This is a genomic window from Lactococcus nasutitermitis (assembly GCF_018403765.1).
Classification (GTDB): Bacteria; Bacillota; Bacilli; order Lactobacillales; family Streptococcaceae; genus Lactococcus; species Lactococcus nasutitermitis.
In genome coordinates this window covers 302,061-321,701 of sequence record NZ_BOVQ01000002.1, presented here as the reverse complement: position 1 = coordinate 321,701, position 19,641 = coordinate 302,061, and the positions used below count along the sequence as shown (strand labels likewise).

Genomic DNA, 19,641 nt, shown 5'->3' with positions numbered 1-19,641 from the left:
TATCAGCAAAATTCACTTTTCTAAGAAAAAAGTGGATTTTTAGGAAAAAGAAATAAGGAGTTTATGAAAATCTATGACTAGAATCAAACCACATTTCCTTAACTTCATCGCCATTGCTGTCGGCACTATGATTTATGGATTCGGCTTTGTTGAATTTAATATGGCAAATCACCTCGCAGAAGGAGGTGTTGCAGGTATTTCGCTGATGGGACATTTCCTGCTTGGCATTGACCCGTCAATCAGCCAGTTTGTCCTCAATATTCCCCTGTTAATCATTGGTTTCACTTTTCTTGGGCGACGAATGTTTCTCTATACAATCTGGGGAATTGTGAGTTTGTCAATCTGGATGTTCGTTTTTCAGCGGGTCAATATTTTTATCAATATCAATCATGATACGCTGATTGCCGCCTTACTTGCAGGTGTATTTGCTGGAACAGGAATTGGAATTGTGTTTCGATTTGGTGGAACGACAGGTGGCGCAGATATTATCGCTCAGCTCTTGCAACTCAAAAAAGGAATCCAAGTCGGACGAACATTTTTCATTTTTGATACGATTGTTCTTACACTTTCACTGACTTATATTAGTTTGGAACACATGATGTACACGCTGATAGCCAGTTTTGTCGCTGCGCAAGTCATCGGTGTCGTGCAAAATGGTGGATACACTGTGCGAGGAATGCTGATTATCACAGATAAACACGAGGAAATCGCTCAAACCATCATCGAAGAAATCGGCAGAAGTGCGACTTACCTGCATGGCGAGGGCGCTTATTCAGGCAAAGATAAAAAAGTCCTCTATGTTGTGCTCAATCCAAGTGAAATCCAAGAAGTCAAACATATTTTATCAAAAGTAGATTCAAATGCTTTTGCTTCCGTGATAAATGTTCACGAAGTCATCGGCGATTTTTCCTATCCTAAGAGTCGATTTAAAATCGAAAAAAAATAGTCTAATTAAGACTATTTTTTGTAACTATTAAATTTTGTAGAAATTAGACAAACGGTCACTTTCTAACTGCCCGACAGATTTTACACCTTCAACATTATAACTATCTGCATTGACCGCCGTACGAATGGCTTCTAGCTGAGTAATCGTACGGTCCAACTGAATCAGATTTTGCATATTATAATCAAAAGTATAATTGCTAATCTCGCGTTTTGCCTTTTTCAAGTGAATGATTGCTTTTTCAATCTCTTCAGTTGCCTTTGTAGTACGCATTATTGACCTCCTCTTTAAGATAACTCTTTTTCCTACCTCTAGTATAGAATAAAAAATACAAAAACACCAGCAAAATTATTCTCATTAAAAATAATTTTGTTGGTGTTTTCATTTATTTTCCACTTGCGACAAATGCATCCAAAATCTCAACAATTTCAGCCTGAGAGCTTGCTTCATTGACCGCTGCTTTAACCTTTCCAGAACGTGACGCACCTTTCAGATAATAAGCGGCATGTTGACGAAATTCACGAGATGCCAGATTATCGCCTTTTAAGTCAACAAGTCGTTGCAGATGAAGCTTGGCGATTGCCATTTTTTCAGGTACACTAGGCTCAGGCAAAAGTTCGCCCGTCCGTAGATAATGTTCTGTACGATGTAGCATCCAAGGATTTCCAAGCGCTGCGCGTCCAATCATCACAGCCGTGACACCCGTTTCTTCAATCATTCGTTTGGCATCTTCAGGACTTTTCACGTCGCCGTTGCCAATCACAGGAATATTCACAGCGTCGGTCAATTTCGCCAGCCAATTCCATTGTTCCTGTGCATTTCCAGTGTAAGCTTGCGCTTTTGTCCGTGTGTGCATTGCCACAGCGCTCCCACCAGCGGCTTCAATCGCTTTCGCATTTTCCACAGCAAAGAGATGGTCGCTATCCCAACCGATACGGATTTTCACTGTCAAAGGTTTGTCAATCGCAGAACTGACCGCTTTCACAACATCGTAAACCTTATCAGGGTCAAGAAGCAAGCGAGAACCAGCCTCATTTTTTGTCACTTTTGGTACAGGACAGCCCATGTTGATGTCAATAATATCAGCCACCGTATTTGCTTCAACAAACTTTGCAGCTTCAACTAAAGTATCAATTTCTCCACCAAAAATCTGCATAGATAACGGATGTGGCACGCCCTCAAAATCCATCATCGCCAGCGTTTTTTTATTGCGAAATTCAATTCCTTTATCAGAAATCATTTCCGTCACAACCAAACCAGCGCCAAATTCCTTCGCCGTTGTCAAAAAAGCTTTATTAGTGATACCCGCCATTGGTGCTAGTACGATTTTATTTTTAATCTCAATATCCCCGATTTTCCACGGTTCATTGTACATTTTGTCCATAGTCATAAAGAATATTTTATCACTTTTGACAAATGAAAACCAGCCCACAGCACTGTAAGTTGGTTTTTTCATCAAAATATTTTTTGACAAATCTGTCAAAAGTGATTTTCATCCCCAAATATTTTTTGACAAATCTGTCAAAAGTGATTTTCACGCTCAAATATTTTTGACAGGGTACAAACTTACAACTTCGTTATAATCACCCTGTTCGAAATCCTGTCAAAAAATTATTTATCCAAAATCAAGTCATTCAACTCATTTGCATCAAACATATAATGGCGGTTGCAAAATTGACAGACGACTTCTGCCCCATTATCTTCCTCAATCATCGCCGTCAATTCCGCAGCAGCAAGCGAATGCAAGCCCTCACGAAAACGTGCCTTTGAGCAATCACAATGATAATGCAAATCAGATTCAGCCAGCACCGTGAAATCCATTTCCCCATAAATCGCCGCCAACATTGCGTCCAGTGGCGCATCATTTTCCAGCAAAGTAGAAATCGCAGGCATCGTCTTAATATTTGCTTCCATTTGCGAGATTTCCTCATCCGTCGCATCAGGCAAAGCTTGCAACATAAAGCCACCAGCGACTTTGACACTATCAGCATTTTCATCGAGCAAGACATTTAAACCAACAGATGACGGTGTTTGTTCACTTTCAAGAAAATACCAAGCTAAATCCTCGCCAATCTCGCCAGTAATTAAATCGACTTGTCCCGTGTAGGGTTGTTTCAAGCCCATATCTTTCACAACCAGAAAAAATCCATTTCCCACCAGTGGCGCGACCAAAACTTCACCAGTAGAAGCACGTTTATAGTCGAGGTCTGTATTTTGCACATAACCTTTCACATTGCCCAAACTATCCGCGACAGCAACGATGGCGCCCATCGCGCCATCTCCGAGGATTTTGACAGTAACTTTGCTATCGCCTTTTTCATTAGCTCCCAAGATTTGCGCAGCAATCAAAGTTCGTCCAAGCGCCACAGTAGATGACGGCATGGTTTCGTGACGTACTTGCGCTTCACGCACGCTTTCAGTCGCTTCCAATGCAAAAGCACGAAAATGTCCATTTTTTGAAATTGATTTAATGATTTTATCCATATATTTATTATAACAAAATATGGATGAAAATAGAGTTTAAGCTAAGTTTTACAAGACTTTCTAGCATTCTAAAATAAAAATGTTACATTATTTACAATCAACAAAATTCTTTACAAAAAAAATAAAAAAGCGTATAATTGTATTCAAAAGAATAGCAAAATGAAACAAACAAACAAACAAATTAAAAGTAAGTATTTAACGCGGAAAGTGAGGAAAAAATCCATCAAAAAAGAAGTAAACATGGATATTGTTGAAGATAAGTACTATGAAAAATTCTTTCAAAAACTGAGATTACAACAGGATATTATCGTTATTTTTCTGTGGGCAATTATTATTTATCCGATACTCGTTGCGATAAATTCTTTCTCACAAAAACCTCTCTGGAAAGGCATTTTCCACTGGGATTTGGAGACAGGCAGAGCCTTTACAAAAAAAGTCTTTTTAGTTCTCCTCATTGGTGGTATTATTTTAATCATTCTCAGCACTATTTCTCTCATTCATAATAATTGGCGAGAAAACAAAATACTTTCTCAAAAGAGAATGTATGATACAAAACGACTTGCAGCACGCAAAGAAATACTTGAAAAAATCTACGAAGAACGTTACGGAGAACGGGAAGTTCGGGAAAGCTCACAATATTATATTGTTGCACCAGAGCAAAATCTTCCCAATCATCTGATAGAAAATACCTTTAAAGAAAGAAATTGTTAATGCTATTCTTGAAGAAAGTTCTCGAACTCATATCTGCAAGCATTTTCTTTTATCCAATGGTTGCCTCTATTGCTTGGATTGTAGGAGGTACTTATTATCGTTGGTTTTATACTGGACGTATCAAGCAATTCAAACGCATGGCAAAAGAAGATGAACCGATGATAAGCATTTTAATTCCAGCACATAATGAAGAACTTGTCATCGAAGATACGATTAACTATATGTTTACAGAACTTGACTACCACAACTTTGAAGTGCTTGTTTGCGATGATGGTTCGACAGATACGACACCACTTATTTTGCAACGTTTGATGGTAAAATATCCTCGTTTGCGCTGTGTGCGTATCACAGCAAATAAAGGAAAAGCACACGCATTTAATATCGGGGCTTCCTTTGCTAAAGGAGAGTTTATCTTAAGTAATGATGCAGATATCATGCCAGAACGTGATGCACTCTGGAAATATATGAACTACTTTATTGGCGAAAAGCACCAAAACACAGGTGCAGTTACTGTCAATATGACTGTACAAAACCGTACACTTCTCATTGAAAAGTCGCAAACCGTTGAATTTTCCAGTATTTCAGGACTTATCAAACGCACACAAATTGCAGTTTTAGGCGCAATTTATGCCTATTCTGGCGCAAATACAATGTACCGCAAAGATGCGCTTTATGATGTGGGTATGTTTCGGCAAGATAGAGCAACAGAGGATATTTCGATTGCGTGGGACCAGCAGTTTCAGGGCTGGCAAGCGGTTTACACACCAGATATTATCGCCTACATGAACGTCCCGACCAGTGTCAATGAACTTTACAAACAACGCAAACGTTGGGCGAAAGGTGGCACAGAATCATGGATAACAAATTTTTTACGTATCACTCGTCATCCTCTGCGCTATTTTTCAAAAGTTGTTTTACTATTTGACCAGACTTTGAGTATTCTGTGGGCATTTTACTTTATCATTGGGACGATTACAATGCTGATTAAGTTTATTCTTGATATACTCACGGAAAATTATTATTATTTGAATGTTAATTTGGACCGCTTTTTCATCTTTTATTCATTTGTCTGTGTGGTTGGTGTGCTGCAACTTCTCGCATCACTCATATTAGAAAATCATGAGAGTCGTTTAAAATATATTTTCTTCTCACCACTTTATCTTTTGTGGTACTGGATAGTCGCGCCAATCACAGTGATTACAAGTTTTCCCTCAGCAGTCATAGAACTTATCAAAGGAGAAAGTACAGGTACTTGGGTATCGCCTGAACGGACAAAAATGAGGAAATAAATGTTAAAAAACTGATGAATTTTACCATCAGTTTTTTTATTTCCGAACATTTAAAGCAAAATTTACAAAAAATCATGAATTTCACGAATGATTGCCCCTAGATTTGCTATAATTAAAGTAAGTGCGACAGGAGCTTTCATATTGAAAATGCCAGCCAAGAATCACTTGGAGCGTGCAAAATATTTTAAAGAAAAGAGAATATTATGCCATCAGTAGTAGTTGTCGGGACACAGTGGGGAGACGAAGGAAAAGGAAAAATCACAGATTTTCTGAGTTCAAATGCCGAAGTTATTGCCCGTTATCAAGGAGGCGATAATGCGGGACACACTATTGTCATTGCTGGAAAAAAATTCAAGTTACATCTCATTCCATCTGGAATTTTTGATGCAACGAAAATTTCTGTCATTGGAAATGGTGTTGTTGTCAATCCAAAATCATTGGTCGAAGAAATCGCCTACCTCAACGAAAATGGTGTGAGCGCTGAAAACTTGAAAATTTCAGACCGTGCGCACGTGATTTTACCTTATCATATCAAACTTGATGCGCTCCAAGAAGAAGCCAAAGGCGACAAAAAAATTGGCACAACGATTAAAGGTATTGGCCCAGCTTATATGGATAAAGCCGCGCGTGTTGGCATTCGGATTGCTGATTTGCTGGATAAAGAAATTTTTGAAGAACGTTTGCGTGTCAATCTTGCTGAAAAAAATCGTGAATTTGTCAAATTGTATGACAGCGAAGCGCTCGAATTTGACGATATTTTTGAGGAATATTATGCTTATGGACAGCAGATTAAAAAGTATGTCACAGATACATCCGTGATTTTAAACGACGCGCTGGACAACGGCAAACGTGTGCTTTTTGAGGGCGCGCAAGGTGTCATGCTTGATATTGACCAAGGGACTTATCCATTTGTTACCAGTTCAAATCCTGTTGCTGGTGGTGTTACTATTGGTTCTGGCGTTGGCCCAAGTAAGATAAATACCGTCGTTGGTGTCTGCAAAGCCTATACATCACGTGTTGGTGATGGCCCATTTCCCACAGAACTTTTTGACGAAGTTGGTCATAAGATTCGCGAAGTTGGTCATGAATATGGCACAACAACAGGTCGTCCGCGCCGTGTTGGTTGGTTTGACAGTGTTGTCATGCGCCATTCCAAACGTGTCTCAGGTCTGACAAATCTCAGTTTGAACTCGATTGATGTTTTGACAGGGCTGTCAAAAGTAAAAATCTGTGTCGCTTATGATTTGGACGGTAAACGAATTGACCATTATCCTGCCAGCCTCAAAGAATTGCAACGTTGCACACCAATTTATGAAGAACTTCCAGGCTGGACAGAAGACATCACAGGTGTTCGCACACTCGAAGAATTGCCAGAAGCTGCGCGCAACTATGTCCGTCGTGTCGGCGAGCTCGTCGGTGTCCGTATTTCAACATTTTCAGTCGGCCCAGGACGCGAGCAAACAAATGTCCTTGAAAGTGTCTGGAGCTAATTTTTTTGATATAGCGAAGCCGTTGTGAGCTTGCTCACTTACGGATTGGCTAGTTTGTTCTCCTAAGATTGCCGTAGGAGCTAGAGAATTTATTTTCACCCTGTCAAAAATTCTGATGTTTGACAAATCTGTCAAAAGTGATAAAATTAGAACAGTCATCATAAGAAGAGTAAGTCAATCAAAACGTCCGAGGGAACAGCAGTCACCGACTGAAAGCTGCTGTACGTAAGTATTTGCTGAAGTTCACCTTGTGAAAAATTAAATAAAATTATCAATTAAGAGATAAAATAGGATGGTACCGCGGTTTTCGCTCCTTTAGGAGAGAAGACCGTTTTTTGTACTATTTGAAAGGGAAACTATGAGCTTACAAGAAAAAATCGAAGAATTACGTCAACGCACGCTGGGCGAATTGCTTACAGTCACTGACGAAAAAACACTCAATGACCTGCGCACCGTCATGCTCGGTAAAAAAGGAGAATTAACAGAAATTCTTAAAGGCATGAAAGATTTAGCAAATGAAGAACGTCCAATAGTTGGCGCGATTGCCAATGCTTTCCGTGACGAGTTCGGCAAAGCCATTGAGCAACGCAAACAAGAACTCGCAGAAGTTGCGCTCAATCAAGCCCTGCAATCTGAAACGCTTGATGTCACTTTACCAGGCAAAAAGCAACATCAAGGCACACGTCATATCCTCACGCAAACCCAAGAAGAAATCGAAGAAATCTTCCTCGGCATGGGCTACGAGATTGTTGACGGCTACGAAGTCGAAACCGACCATTACAATTTTGAACGAATGAATTTGCCGAAAGACCACCCAGCGCGCGATATGCAAGATACTTTTTACATTACCAATGAAATTTTGCTCCGCACACATACAAGTCCTATGCAGGCACGGACAATGGACAGCCATGATTTCAGTAAAGGCGGTTTACGAATGATTGCACCAGGTCGTGTGTATCGTCGTGATACAGATGATGCCACACACAGCCATCAATTCCACCAAATCGAAGGACTTGTCGTGGATAAAAATATCACAATGGCAGACCTCAAAGGGACACTTGATTTGGTCATGAAAAAAATGTTTGGACAAGAGCGTAAACTCCGTTGGCGCCCAAGCTATTTCCCATTCACAGAACCTTCTGTCGAAGTTGATATTTCTTGTTTCAAATGTGGTGGCAAAGGTTGCAACGTCTGCAAGCATACAGGTTGGATTGAGATTTTAGGCGCTGGTATGGTGCATCCAAATGTCCTAGAAATGTCAGGACTTGACAGCACCGTCTATTCAGGCTTTGCCTTTGGACTTGGACAAGAACGCATCGCCATGCTCCGCTACGGTATCAACGATATTCGCGGTTTCTACCAAGGCGATATTCGCTTCTTAGAGCAGTTTGGAAAATAATTTTTCTATTGATTTGTAAAACTATTAGAACAGGAAAAATAAAATGAACATAAGTTATAAATGGCTAAAAGAACTTGTCCCAGAGCTCACAGCAACAGCACAAGATTTAGAAGAAAAAATGTCCACTTCGGGAATAGAAGTAGAAGGAGTAACTTCACCCGCTGACGGACTTTCAAAACTCGTTGTCGGCGAAATTCTCAGTTTTGAAGATATTCCCGAAACACATTTGCATGTTTGTCAAGTTGATGTCGGCGAAGCAGAAGCCTTACAAATCGTCTGCGGTGCACCCAACGTTGTCGCTGGTAATAAAGCTATCGTTGCTCTCGTCGGTGCGCGTATCAAAGACAATGTTAAAATCAAAAAAGGCAAAATGCGCGGTTTTGAAAGTCAAGGAATGTTGTGCGCTCTTGACGAAATCGGTGTGCCAGATAGCATCAACCCGATGAAGCATGAAGATGGTATTTACGTCATGCCCGCTACTGCTAAAAAGGGTGAAAGCATTTTTCCATATCTTGATATGGACGATGAGATTATCGAACTTTCTATCACGCCAAACCGTGCCGATGCACTCTCTATGCGTGGTACAGCCTATGAAGTTGGCGCTATATATGATTTACCCGTCAAGTTTGATGCTGTCCACCTCACAGAAATAAGCACAGCAACCGCTGATAAAATCAAAGTTACCGTTGAGACCGATAAAGTTCCAACTTATAAAATCCGTGTGATTGAAAATGTAACTATCGCTCCAAGTCCACTTTGGCTCCAAAATCGTCTTATGAATGCTGGCATTCGTCCCATAAATAATGTCGTTGACGTCACCAATTACATCATGATGTACTACGGTCAACCTTTGCACAGTTTTGACTTTGACCAATTTGGAAGTGATGAAATCCTCGTGCGTCAGGCAACAGAAAATGAAAAACTGACAACACTTGATGGTGAAGAACGCACACTTGAGTCAGAGGATATTGTCATCACAGCAAATGGTAAGCCTGTCGCGCTTGGTGGTGTGATGGGCGGCTTGGATAGCGAAATCACAGCGAAAACAAGCACTGTTGCTCTCGAAGCTGCTTTATTTAATGGCACTTCTATCCGCAAAACCTCACAAAAATTTGCTTTGCGCTCAGAAGCTTCCGCACGTTTTGAAAAAGGTATCAACGAAGGCACAGTCCGGGAAGCGCTTGACTATGCAGCTGCGCTGATTGCCGAACTTGCTGGCGGAACAGTTCTTTCAGGAGTTGTCGAGTCAAGTGACTACCAGCCAGCGCCTGTTTCGGTACAAATCACATTGAGCCGTGTCAATCATGCCCTTGGGACAGAATTGACAAAAGCAGAAGTTGAAAAAATCTTTGTTCAACTTGGATTTAAAGTAACGACTGATGATGAACTGTTTACAGTTGAAATTCCTTCACGTCGTTGGGACATCAGTATTGAAGCAGACTTAGTCGAAGAAGTAGCGCGCCTTTACGGCTATGACAATTTGCCAAGCACTCTCCCACAAGGAGAAACAGCGGGCGAATTGACAGCAATGCAAAAATTGCGTCGGAAAGTTCGGACAAGTCTCGAAGGAGCAGGACTTTCAGAAGTTATTGGCTATTCATTAACAACAACAGAAAAAGCTGTCGAATTTGTTGGAGGAAATCTTGCCACGACTTCTCTCATGATGCCAATGACTGAAGACCGTCAAACTTTGCGTGTCAATATGATACCTGGTTTGCTGGATATCATTCACTACAATCAAAATCGTAAAAATCCAGATATTGCTATTTATGAAATCGGAAATATCTTTCTACCAAGTGATACAGAACGTCCAACAGAAGTACCAAACGCGGCTTTTGCCATCTCAGGAAATATCGAAGCAAAATCATACAATCATCCAGCAGTTCCAGTTGATTTCTATTATGCTAAAGGTATTGTTGAAGAACTTTTAGCGGATTATGATATTCATTTTGAAGCAATGACAAGCAATTCTGCATTGCATCCAGGACGCACGGCAGCTATTTATATTGGCGAACGTCCTATTGGCTTTGTTGGACAAGTTCATCCTGCTTTGGCGAAAAAATATGATATTTCAGATACTTATGTCGCTGGAATTGATTTGCAAGCAATGCTGGATTTGAAACCAGAGCAAACAGTTTTTGTTGATATTCCAAAATTCCCAGCTGTATCACGTGATATTGCCATGCTGATTGATGAAGATAAGACACACGCTGAAATTCTTGATGTTATCCGTAATAGTCGGGTGAAAACTTTAGTGAATATTGAACTCTTTGATGTATATCAAGGGAAGAATCTTCCTGCAGGTAAGAAATCAATGGCGTATAGCTTAACTTTCCAAAATCCTGCGAATACAATGACAGACGAAGAAATCAATACAGCAATGAAGAAAATCACTAAAAACTTAGTAGAAACACTTGCCATAGAAATTCGTTAAGATATAAAAAATATAGCTCAATTCAGCTATATTTTTTTAGTTTTTCAGGAAAATAACACAATATTTCAAAATGAAAAACGCGTACTTAAAACTAACTTAATTATTGTAATTATTTTGAAATAAAAAAAGAGGATTTATATGTTAAAATAAGACAGTATGAAAATTATGATTTCAGAAAAGATGAAGAAAATTAGCTTCATTGCTGGCGTTTCGTTGCTTTTTCTGGGAAGTTTTCCAGTTGCAGCTGATGATACGACAAGTACAGCAGGGGTAAATCAACAAATTCAAGCTTTTCAAACACAGTTAAATTCAGAGCTTTCTCAAGCTAACGCACTTTATACAAAAGCAAGTGATTCGCAAGAGCAAGTAGTAGCAACTCAAACGAAGATTGATAATCTAAAAGGAAAGATTGTTACATCTGAAAAAGATTATGCAAGTTTGAAAGTTTCAGTTGCCAATCAACTTCGCTCAATACAGTCTAGTGGTGGTGTTTCTTCATCAGTGATTGATATTGTTGCTTCATCAAGTAGTTTGTCTGATATGATTCAACGACTTACAAATCTTAACTTGGTAATGAAAGCAGAATCTACACAAGCTCAGCAGCTCGTAAAAACCCAAAACTCGTTGAAAGATATGAAATCAAGTTTAGAGAAATCTAAAATTCAACTTGAGAACAATCAGGCAAGTTATCAAAGTCAAGTGACGAGTTTGCAGGGAAGTATTTCTACTTTGAAAGATAAGATTAGTTCTAATCAACAGCTTTTACAGGAGATGCAGGCGCAAGCAGAGCAAAAACAAAAAGAAGCAACTCAGTTGAATGAGGAAAATGCGGCAAAAGCGGCTGCGGCAGCAAAAAAAGCAGCGGCAGCACAAAAACAGACTGCAAGTTCAAGTTCTTCTACAGCATCTAGTTCTAGTTCAGCTTCTTCGTCCAATTCAAACTCAAATACACCATCACCTAAACCAGTTCCACCAGTTGTTCCAAGTACAGGAAGAAGTCTGAATGTATTGGCAACAGCTTATTCATCTGACAATGGATTAGGATATATCACGGCTATGGGGATTAATTTGCATGAAAATCCAATGTGTATCGCGGTTGACCCTAGTGTTATTCCTCTTGGCTCTATGGTTGAAGTGCCTGGTTATGGGATTGCTGTCGCTGGAGATACTGGAGGAGCAATTATCGGTAATCACATTGATGTGCATCTTCCAACAACAGCACAAGCTCAAGCTTGGGGAGCAAAAAATATTACAATACAAATTTTGAGTTAATTGTGAATATATTTGGTTTAAAGTAATAAAAAGGCTTACAGTTAAGCCTTTTTTTGGTATAATGAAGTCATGATAAAAAATGGACGGATTATCAAGTCCTTATCGGGCTTTTTTTATGTTGAAACTGAGGGAACGGTTTATCAAACGAGGGCGCGAGGGAATTTTAGAAAAAAGGGAATGAAACCAGTTGTAGGAGATTTTGTATCTTTTTCGCATGAAGAAAATTCGGAAGGGTATATTTTGGAGCTTCATGAGCGAAAAAATGGGTTGGTTCGACCTGCGATTGCAAATATTGACCAAGCTGTAATTATTATGAGTACGATAAATCCAGATTTTAGTTTAAATCTATTAGACCGTTTTTTGGTTTTTCTGGAGCATAAAGGGATACAGGCGATTATTTATATTTCAAAGATGGATCTGCTGGGAAATGAAGCTGAGCGAAAACGTTATGAGAAGTTTAGAGAAGATTATCAGAAGATTGGTTATGAAATTTTCTTTGATACATCAGCATTGATGAAAAACTTACGTGATAAGGTGACTGTTTTTATGGGACAAACAGGTGCTGGAAAGACGACTTTGCTCAATAAAATTGCACCAGAGATGAAATTGGAGACGGGCGAAATTTCTGATAAATTAGGACGAGGGCGACATACAACACGTCACGTTGAACTTTTTGAGCTGGCTGGCGGTTTAATCGCCGATACACCAGGATTTTCTAGTTTGGATTATGAAGTAGATAATATACCTGATTTGAATGAAGCATTTCCAGAAATTGCTAAAGTAAGTCAGGGTTGCAAATTTCGGGAATGTACACATACACATGAGCCAGAATGTGCGGTAAAACAAGCATTAGAAAATCATGAGATTTTGGAAAGTCGTTATACGAATTACTTGCAACTTCTTAGCGAGATAAATAAGACGAGGGAAAGTTATGCAAAAAAAAGAAAAAAACAAATTTAAAGATAATCTTCTTGGAAAACAACTGGCTTTGTTTGGCTTATTTGTATTGTGGGGATTGTTGATTATTTTCAAAAAGATGTTGTCACCAAACTTGAGAATGGGATTATTTGTATTGCTCGTTCTTGTGACGGTTGCTGGGATTTATTTCTTGAACCGTGCATTTTTTGGAATTGGCGATGATAAGAAATAGATGAAGGAGAAGATGATGAAAAATAAAATAGCTCCGTCGATTTTATCGGCAGATTTTGGAACTTTTGCGCAAGAAGTTCAAAAGTTGGAAAAAGCGGGTGCTGATGTGGTTCATATTGATGTGATGGACGGACATTTTGTGGATAATCTGACGTTTGGCGCAGGTGTTGTGGCGGCAATTCGTCCTGTGAGCAATTTATTTTTTGATGTTCATATGATGGTTGAAGAACCGCAGAAATATGTAGATGAATTTGCTAAAGCTGGTGCGGACTCAATGACGGTTCATGTGGAAGCAACTCCGCATATTCACGGGACTTTGCAAGCGATAAAAAAAGCTGGTATGAAAGCTTCGGTGGCTATCAACCCTGGAACATCTGTGGAGCTGATAAAACCTGTTTTGTCAATGGTTGATATGGTTCTTGTGATGACAGTCAATCCCGGATTTGGCGGGCAAGCTTTCATTCCTGAAGCGATTGAAAAAGTAGCTGAATTGGCAAAATTGCGCACAGAAAAAGAGTTGGATTTTGAAATTGAGGTTGATGGCGGAATTACAGATGAAACGATTAGTCAAGCGCTTGATGCTGGTGCAAATGTTTTTGTTGCTGGAAGTTTTGTGTTTAAAGGAAATGTGACTGAAAATATTGAAAAGTTGCGTGCGAAATTAGACTGATTTTAACTGTTAGCAGTGATGTGAAACAAAGAAGGATTAGAAAAATATAGAGGAAAATGTGGAAATTTTAATTATTATTTTATTGCTGATTGTTATTTTGCTATCTTTGGCGAATTTTTTCAAAAAATCAGGAAATGGAAATCTGTCTGGAAAACTTGAAAATATAGATAGACATTTGTCAGAAGTGCGGACAGATACCAATCAGCAACTTGGACAGAACCGTCAGGAACTTTCAGGAAATTTGACAAGTCTGTCAAATTCTTTGAACAGCAATTTGTCAAATTTGACAGAAGCTATCAATGAAAAATTTGACCGTCAGTTCAAAGATTTACAAGATTCAAATGAAAAAAAATTATCACAGATTTCATCAAATTTGACAGAACTGTCAAAAAATATGGCAGACAAATTTGACAATAAATTTAAAGATTTACAAGAATCCAATGATAAAAAATTGTCACAAATTCAAGAAACTGTTGATGAAAAATTGCAAGAAACACTTAACCGTAGAATTTCACAAAGTTTTGAACAAGTGACCTTACATTTGAAAAATGTCGAAGAGGGACTTGGCGAGATGCGTAATCTGGCAAATGATGTCGATAGTTTGTCGCGTGTGATGACAGGTGTGAAAACGCGCGGTATCGTTGGCGAAATCCAGCTAGGACGGATTTTAGAGCAGATTTTTACGCGTTCACAATATCGTGAACAAGAAAATATCCAAGGAAACAATGCGGTAGATTATGCCGTTGTAATGCCTGGGAAATCAAGTGATGGCGAGGTTTTATTGCCGATTGACTCGAAGTTCCCGATGGAAGATTATCAACGTTTGCAGACAGCGCTTGAAGCTAATGATAGCGCAGAAATCGAAAGTTCTCGTAAAGCTTTATTTAGTGCAGTGAAAGCTCAAGCGAAATCCATCAGCGAAAAATATATTTTCCCACCAAAAACGACCGATTTTGCGATTATGTTTTTGCCAACAGAAGGTTTGTTCATGGAAATTGTGAACAATCCAGAACTTTATGAGCAACTTTCTCGAGATTATAAGGTTAATATTACAGGCCCAACAACGATGACAGCAGTGCTGAACAGTCTGCAAATGGGCTTTAAGACTTTACAAATTGAACAAAAATCATCAGAAGTGTATGAATTGCTCGGTGCTGTGAAAACTGAATTTGGTAAATTTGAAAATTCTCTTAGAAAAGTGCATGAAAGATTACAACAATCTGAGAAAGAAATTAACACGTTAATCACGACACGTACCAATGTCATGAGTAGAAAATTGAGAAATATTGATTCTATTGATGATAGCACGAGCCGCAATTTATTAGAAATAGATGAAGGAGAAGAATAATGCCACTCATTCAAAATCTAAAAGTCGGAGAGCATTTTGAGGGATTTTACCTTATCAAATCCGTGGAACTGCGCCAGACACGAGCAGGTAAAGACTATCTAGCATTGACTTTTCAAGACCGAACAGGCACGATAAATGGAAATATTTGGGATGCCAACACAAAGGGAGTTGAGCAATTTCGTGCGGGAAAAGTCGTTTTCATGAAAGCACTCAAAGAGCTTTACAACGGAATGCCACAAGTCAATAAAATTCAGCTACGATTGGCAACGGATAGTGAACCACATCATGCGCGTGATTATCGTGAAAAGTCGCCAGTGAATGAGCGTGAATTGCGTGAATATGTGCAATCCATCGTTTTTCGGATTGAAAATCCAACTTGGAATCGAATTGTTCGTGCTATTTTGAAAAAATTTGATCATGAATTTTATGAATTTCCAGCAGCCAAAACTAATCATCATGCTTTTGAAGGCGGACTTGCTTATCATACGACCACAATGCTAAAAGTTGCTGAAAAAGTGTGTGAAGTTTATACACAGCTCAATCCGAGCCTGATGTTTGCTGGTGTTTTGCTACATGATATGGCAAAATGTGTCGAGTTTTCTGGTGTTGAAAATACGACTTATACCTTGCGTGGTAATTTGTTAGGTCATATTGTGCTGATTGATGAGGAAGTAAGTAAGGCAGCGATAGAGCTTGGCTTTGATGATGACAATGAAGATTTAGTGCTTTTACGTCATTGTTTATTGAGCCATCATGGTGAACTAGAGTACGGCAGTCCTGTTCGTCCGCAAATCATGGAGGCTGAGATAATTCATCAGATTGATATGATGGACGCAACGATGATGATGATGACAACAGCGACAGCAACACTTGAAGCAGGTGAATTTAGCTCACGTGTCTGGGCGCTTGATAATCGTAATTTTTACAAACCTAAAAATTAAATAAAAATGAAAAGAAGAAGCAGATGAAAAAATATATTTTCGGAGCTTTGGCAATTTTTATTGTTGCTTTAGCTATTGTTGCTGGTATTGCCTATGTAAATCGTCCAAAAACTGCAAATTTTGCTACAAATGTGATTCGTTATCATGGAAAAACTTACCGAGACCTTAATAACAATTATGTGCAGCAAGGAGATGGCAAAGGTTTTGCACCAAGCGCAGACCCAGCAAAGCAGGTAGGATATACGCTCATCAAAGAAGGAGAAATAAAAGGACAAGGAAACTTAGAATTATTAAAAATTGATGGTAATTCTCGTTTCATCCTGAGTACGATTGCCGATGATAATGGTTCAAGTGGTAGTTTGCTTTCAGATGTCAAAATCAAAACCCTGGCACAGGCAGTCAAACTCATGAATCCAACGAAAGTTTTTCATTCTGATGCAACGGATAATGAAATCAATCCTTTTTCCATTAAAAAATCACAACAAATACTTATTGAACTTCAACAAATGATGAAAACTTCGCCGAAAACAGTCGCAGTAACTTGGAAAAACTCAGAGAGTCTCGAACTTGATAATGCGAATCAACTCTTAGAAATTGATTTGGATGTCCATATTGAAAAATCAGGAAAAACTATGATTTATTATCAAGATGATAATTCAAATAATGTAGGTTGGGAAGTTTCAGGAGATTTATCAAAAAATTTGGTCTAGTCAACTTAAAAAATGTTATAATAGTAAGTGAAAAAGAGAACAAATTGTTTTTGACAATTCTGTCAAAAAAAATAATCTCATCAATTTCTAATAAAAAGGAGTTTTCTCATGAAAAATACATTAAGCAGTAAAGAATTAAAGGTCACCGTAGATACATTTGGCGCTGAAATGCACTCTGTCAAAAAATCTGGGATTGAATATATTTGGCAAGCAGACCCAGAATTTTGGGGACGTCATGCACCAGTTTTATTTCCTATCGTTGGAAAATTGAAAAATGGTGAATACACTTATGACGACAAAACATATACAATGGGTGGACACGGATTCGCACGGGACAATGAATTTCAGCTAGTCAAACACACAGGAGATGAGCTGATTTATGAACTCAAAAATTCTGATGAAACACTTGAACATTATCCATTCAAATTCACTTTTCAAGTCAGCTACAAGCTCACAGCGAACAAAATTCGCGTGCGCTATACAGTAAAAAATGAAGATGAGAAAATAATGAAATTTGGAGTTGGCGCTCATCCAGCTTTTAATGTTCCTCTTAAAAATGGTGAATTTGAAAATTATAGTTTGACGATTAGTCCTGTTGAAGAACGGACTTTTATTCCACTCAACGGCGCAGCAGGGACATTAAAAGTTTCCGAAAGTGAGACAGTTGCCGACTACAAAAAACATCTAACGCACGAGCTTTTCGCAGGTGATGCGCTAGTTTACAGCTCCTCACCAAAAACAGAAGTCACGCTTGCGAATAATCTTGATGAGCACAGTGTTAAAGTCTCATGGGAAAATATGCCATATTTTGGACTTTGGTCGCCTTATCCAAAAGAAGCAGGCTTTGTTTGTATCGAACCTTGGTATGGCTTGGCAGATGATGATGCAACAGACGGCGATTTATCTACAAAATTCGGCATCAACAGCTTAGAAGCTGGCAAAGAATTTAACTGTGAATTTACGATTGAATTTAATTAATGATTAAAAATGAAAACTCTGATGCTGTCAGAGTTTTTTCTGATGAAACGTTTTCCAAAATGAGAATTCCTCTTCAAAAAAGTGCTAAAATAGAGCTATCGTTAAAAATGGAAAGGCATTCAAAATGAAAAAATATCAAGCAGAATTTCCGAAAAACTTTCTTTGGGGTGGCGCTATCGCTGCAAATCAAGCGGAGGGCGCTTATCTGACAGATGGCAAAGGCGAAGATTTGTCAGATATCTGGCAACATGGTGTGCAAGGTGGGGCAGACCGTCCAACTTTGCTCAATGCTTACTATCCGAACCGCGAAGCGATTGATTTTTATCATCGGTACAAGGAGGATATTGTTTATTTCAAAGAAATGGGCTTTAATTGTTTTCGCACGTCCATTAACTGGTCGCGGATTTTTCCAAATGGCGATGATGCTGAGCCAAACGAAGCAGGCCTTGTTTTTTATGATAATCTGATTAACGAATTATGTGAAAATGGCATGACACCGATTATCACGATAAGTCATTACGAAACGCCGATGAATTTGATTGAAAAGTATGGCAGTTGGCGCAATCGCAAGCTGATTGACTTTTATTTGCGCTTTTGCGAAACGATTTTCAAACGTTATGGCGACCGTGTGAAATACTGGATGACTTTCAACGAAATCAACAATATGCGTCGTATGGCGCCAACGACAGGTGGAATTTTCTTCGAAGAGGGAGAAAATAAACTCAAAACCATGTATCAGGCGAGCCATAATATGTTTGTCGCTGCTTCATTGGCAATCAAACTTGGGCGAGAAATTATGCCAGAGGCGAAAATCGGTTGTATGATGAGTGAAAGTAACGTTTATCCCAATTCTTGTAAGCCAGAGGATATCTTTGAGACGGTGCAAGTCCGTCAGAGTTCGCTCTTTTACTCGGATGTGATGGTACGCGGCACCTATCCGAACTATGTTTATCGGATTTGGGATGAATTTGATGCAAAACCGAACATTTATCAGGGCGATGAGGAGATTTTGAAAGCTTACACAGCTGATTTCATTGGTTTTAGCTACTATCGAACGACGACGCACGTGGCTGGAGATACTTTTTATGGCGACACAGGTGGCGACGCTGGTGTGGACAATCCTTATCTTGAAACGTCTCCTTGGGGCTGGCAGATTGACCCTGAGGGCTTTCGTTATACTTTCAATGAACTTTATGACCGCTATCAAGTGCCGCTGATGTGCGTGGAAAATGGGTTGGGAATGCACGATAAGGTTGAGAAAGATGGAAGTATTCACGACCCTTATCGTTCGGATTATCTGATTCGTCATGTGGCAGCAATGAAAGAAGCTTTGCGTGATGGGATTGAGATTTTGGGCTATACGTGGTGGGGACCGATTGACATCGTTTCTGTTGGAACGGGCGAAATGGAAAAACGCTATGGTTTTGTCTATGTTGATAGGGATAATGCGGGGAACGGCAGTCTTGAACGTCGTAAAAAAGATAGTTTTGCAACTTACAAAGCAATTATCGCGGATAATGCCGTGCATATTGAGGAGATGCTGAAAAAATGGAGGAAGTTCAAAAATGACTGAACTTGAAAAAATACTGCCTGGCGACCTTTATCGCTGTGGAGATAAAGAGTTGATGAGCTTATGGAATAAAGGAAAAAATCTCATGCAATGTTATAATCAGCTTGTCTATGATGATAAGACTGCTCAAAATGCGATTTTAGATGATTTACTGGGGTGTCATGGTGCTGGTTCTGTTGTGACACATGATATTCCAAGTCATTCTCTTGCTTACGGTAATCCTTACCGTGTTATCAAAGAAATAAATTAAAAA

Annotated in this window: 20 protein-coding genes; 17 read left to right on the top strand and 3 right to left on the bottom strand. The window is 39.1% G+C overall.

The features are described from left to right. Positions 1-73: 73 nt before the first annotated feature. On the top strand, positions 74-946 hold the full coding sequence (locus KJS36_RS02005) for a YitT family protein (protein ID WP_213533813.1): 873 nt from the start codon (positions 74-76) through the stop codon (positions 944-946). A gap of 27 nt (positions 947-973) precedes the next feature. On the opposite strand, the gene KJS36_RS02000 is transcribed toward KJS36_RS02005, so the two are convergent. The 3 genes from KJS36_RS02000 to hslO form a co-directional block, all read right to left on the bottom strand. Further along, positions 974-1,216 carry a hypothetical protein gene (locus KJS36_RS02000; RefSeq protein ID WP_213533811.1) on the bottom strand — a complete coding sequence of 81 codons (243 nt, stop codon included), beginning with the start codon at positions 1,214-1,216 and terminating at the stop codon, positions 974-976. Between the two features lie 112 nt (positions 1,217-1,328). Next, positions 1,329-2,333: a tRNA dihydrouridine synthase DusB gene (gene dusB, locus KJS36_RS01995; protein WP_213534031.1), complete on the bottom strand. Its 1,005-nt coding sequence runs from the start codon at positions 2,331-2,333 to the stop codon at positions 1,329-1,331. A 221-nt stretch (positions 2,334-2,554) separates the two neighbouring features. Next, complete coding sequence (hslO, locus tag KJS36_RS01990) at positions 2,555-3,427, bottom strand: Hsp33 family molecular chaperone HslO (RefSeq protein WP_213533809.1); 873 nt, start codon at positions 3,425-3,427, stop codon at positions 2,555-2,557. A gap of 240 nt (positions 3,428-3,667) precedes the next feature. Between hslO and KJS36_RS01985 the strand changes: the two genes are divergently transcribed. The 16 genes from KJS36_RS01985 (at position 3,668) to KJS36_RS10875 (ending at position 19,638) form a co-directional block, all read left to right on the top strand. After that, positions 3,668-4,138 carry a hypothetical protein gene (locus KJS36_RS01985; RefSeq protein WP_213533807.1) on the top strand — a complete coding sequence of 157 codons (471 nt, stop codon included), beginning with the start codon at positions 3,668-3,670 and terminating at the stop codon, positions 4,136-4,138. Further along, positions 4,138-5,427, top strand: a complete 1,290-nt coding sequence (locus KJS36_RS01980) for a glycosyltransferase family 2 protein (RefSeq protein WP_213533805.1) — start codon at positions 4,138-4,140, stop codon at positions 5,425-5,427. The genes KJS36_RS01985 and KJS36_RS01980 overlap by 1 nt, the downstream gene beginning before the upstream one ends. A 203-nt stretch (positions 5,428-5,630) precedes the next feature. Then, complete coding sequence (locus tag KJS36_RS01975) at positions 5,631-6,917, top strand: adenylosuccinate synthase (protein WP_213533803.1); 1,287 nt, start codon at positions 5,631-5,633, stop codon at positions 6,915-6,917. Positions 6,918-7,275: 358 nt separating this feature from the next. Beyond that, positions 7,276-8,316, top strand: coding sequence for a phenylalanine--tRNA ligase subunit alpha (gene pheS / locus KJS36_RS01970; protein WP_213533801.1), 1,041 nt, complete (start codon positions 7,276-7,278; stop codon positions 8,314-8,316). Between the two features lie 43 nt (positions 8,317-8,359). Then, complete coding sequence (gene pheT, locus KJS36_RS01965) at positions 8,360-10,750, top strand: phenylalanine--tRNA ligase subunit beta (RefSeq protein WP_213533799.1); 2,391 nt, start codon at positions 8,360-8,362, stop codon at positions 10,748-10,750. Between the two features lie 156 nt (positions 10,751-10,906). Continuing rightward, the gene (locus tag KJS36_RS01960) at positions 10,907-12,022 is read left to right on the top strand and encodes a 3D domain-containing protein (RefSeq protein WP_213533797.1); all 1,116 of its coding nucleotides are present in this window, start codon (positions 10,907-10,909) and stop codon (positions 12,020-12,022) included. A 69-nt stretch (positions 12,023-12,091) separates the two neighbouring features. Continuing rightward, on the top strand, positions 12,092-12,982 hold the full coding sequence (rsgA, locus tag KJS36_RS01955) for a ribosome small subunit-dependent GTPase A (protein ID WP_213533795.1): 891 nt from the start codon (positions 12,092-12,094) through the stop codon (positions 12,980-12,982). Then, on the top strand, positions 12,954-13,172 hold the full coding sequence (locus KJS36_RS01950; RefSeq protein ID WP_213533793.1) for a hypothetical protein: 219 nt from the start codon (positions 12,954-12,956) through the stop codon (positions 13,170-13,172). The genes rsgA and KJS36_RS01950 overlap by 29 nt, the downstream gene beginning before the upstream one ends. A 15-nt stretch (positions 13,173-13,187) precedes the next feature. Beyond that, on the top strand, positions 13,188-13,841 hold the full coding sequence (gene rpe / locus KJS36_RS01945; RefSeq protein ID WP_213533791.1) for a ribulose-phosphate 3-epimerase: 654 nt from the start codon (positions 13,188-13,190) through the stop codon (positions 13,839-13,841). 58 nt (positions 13,842-13,899) lie between these two features. Continuing rightward, positions 13,900-15,189 carry a DNA recombination protein RmuC gene (locus KJS36_RS01940; RefSeq protein ID WP_213533789.1) on the top strand — a complete coding sequence of 430 codons (1,290 nt, stop codon included), beginning with the start codon at positions 13,900-13,902 and terminating at the stop codon, positions 15,187-15,189. Then, positions 15,189-16,130: a 3'-5' exoribonuclease YhaM family protein gene (locus tag KJS36_RS01935; RefSeq protein WP_213533787.1), complete on the top strand. Its 942-nt coding sequence runs from the start codon at positions 15,189-15,191 to the stop codon at positions 16,128-16,130. Before KJS36_RS01940 ends, KJS36_RS01935 begins: the two co-directional genes overlap by 1 nt. Before the next feature lie 23 nt (positions 16,131-16,153). Then, a complete protein-coding gene (locus tag KJS36_RS01930; protein ID WP_213533785.1) occupies positions 16,154-16,840 on the top strand; it encodes a hypothetical protein in 687 nt (228 codons plus the stop codon). Between the two features lie 108 nt (positions 16,841-16,948). Then, positions 16,949-17,818 (top strand): aldose 1-epimerase family protein, encoded by an 870-nt coding sequence (locus tag KJS36_RS01925; RefSeq protein ID WP_213533783.1) that lies wholly within the window; start codon positions 16,949-16,951, stop codon positions 17,816-17,818. Beyond that, entirely contained in the window at positions 17,818-17,946 is a 129-nt protein-coding gene (locus tag KJS36_RS10880) for a hypothetical protein (RefSeq protein WP_280520327.1), read from the top strand. The genes KJS36_RS01925 and KJS36_RS10880 overlap by 1 nt, the downstream gene beginning before the upstream one ends. Further along, the gene (locus KJS36_RS01920) at positions 17,943-19,391 is read left to right on the top strand and encodes a glycoside hydrolase family 1 protein (protein ID WP_213533781.1); all 1,449 of its coding nucleotides are present in this window, start codon (positions 17,943-17,945) and stop codon (positions 19,389-19,391) included. The genes KJS36_RS10880 and KJS36_RS01920 overlap by 4 nt, the downstream gene beginning before the upstream one ends. After that, positions 19,384-19,638, top strand: coding sequence for a maltose acetyltransferase domain-containing protein (locus KJS36_RS10875; protein WP_213533779.1), 255 nt, complete (start codon positions 19,384-19,386; stop codon positions 19,636-19,638). Before KJS36_RS01920 ends, KJS36_RS10875 begins: the two co-directional genes overlap by 8 nt. The last annotated feature ends 3 nt before the right edge of the window (positions 19,639-19,641 follow it).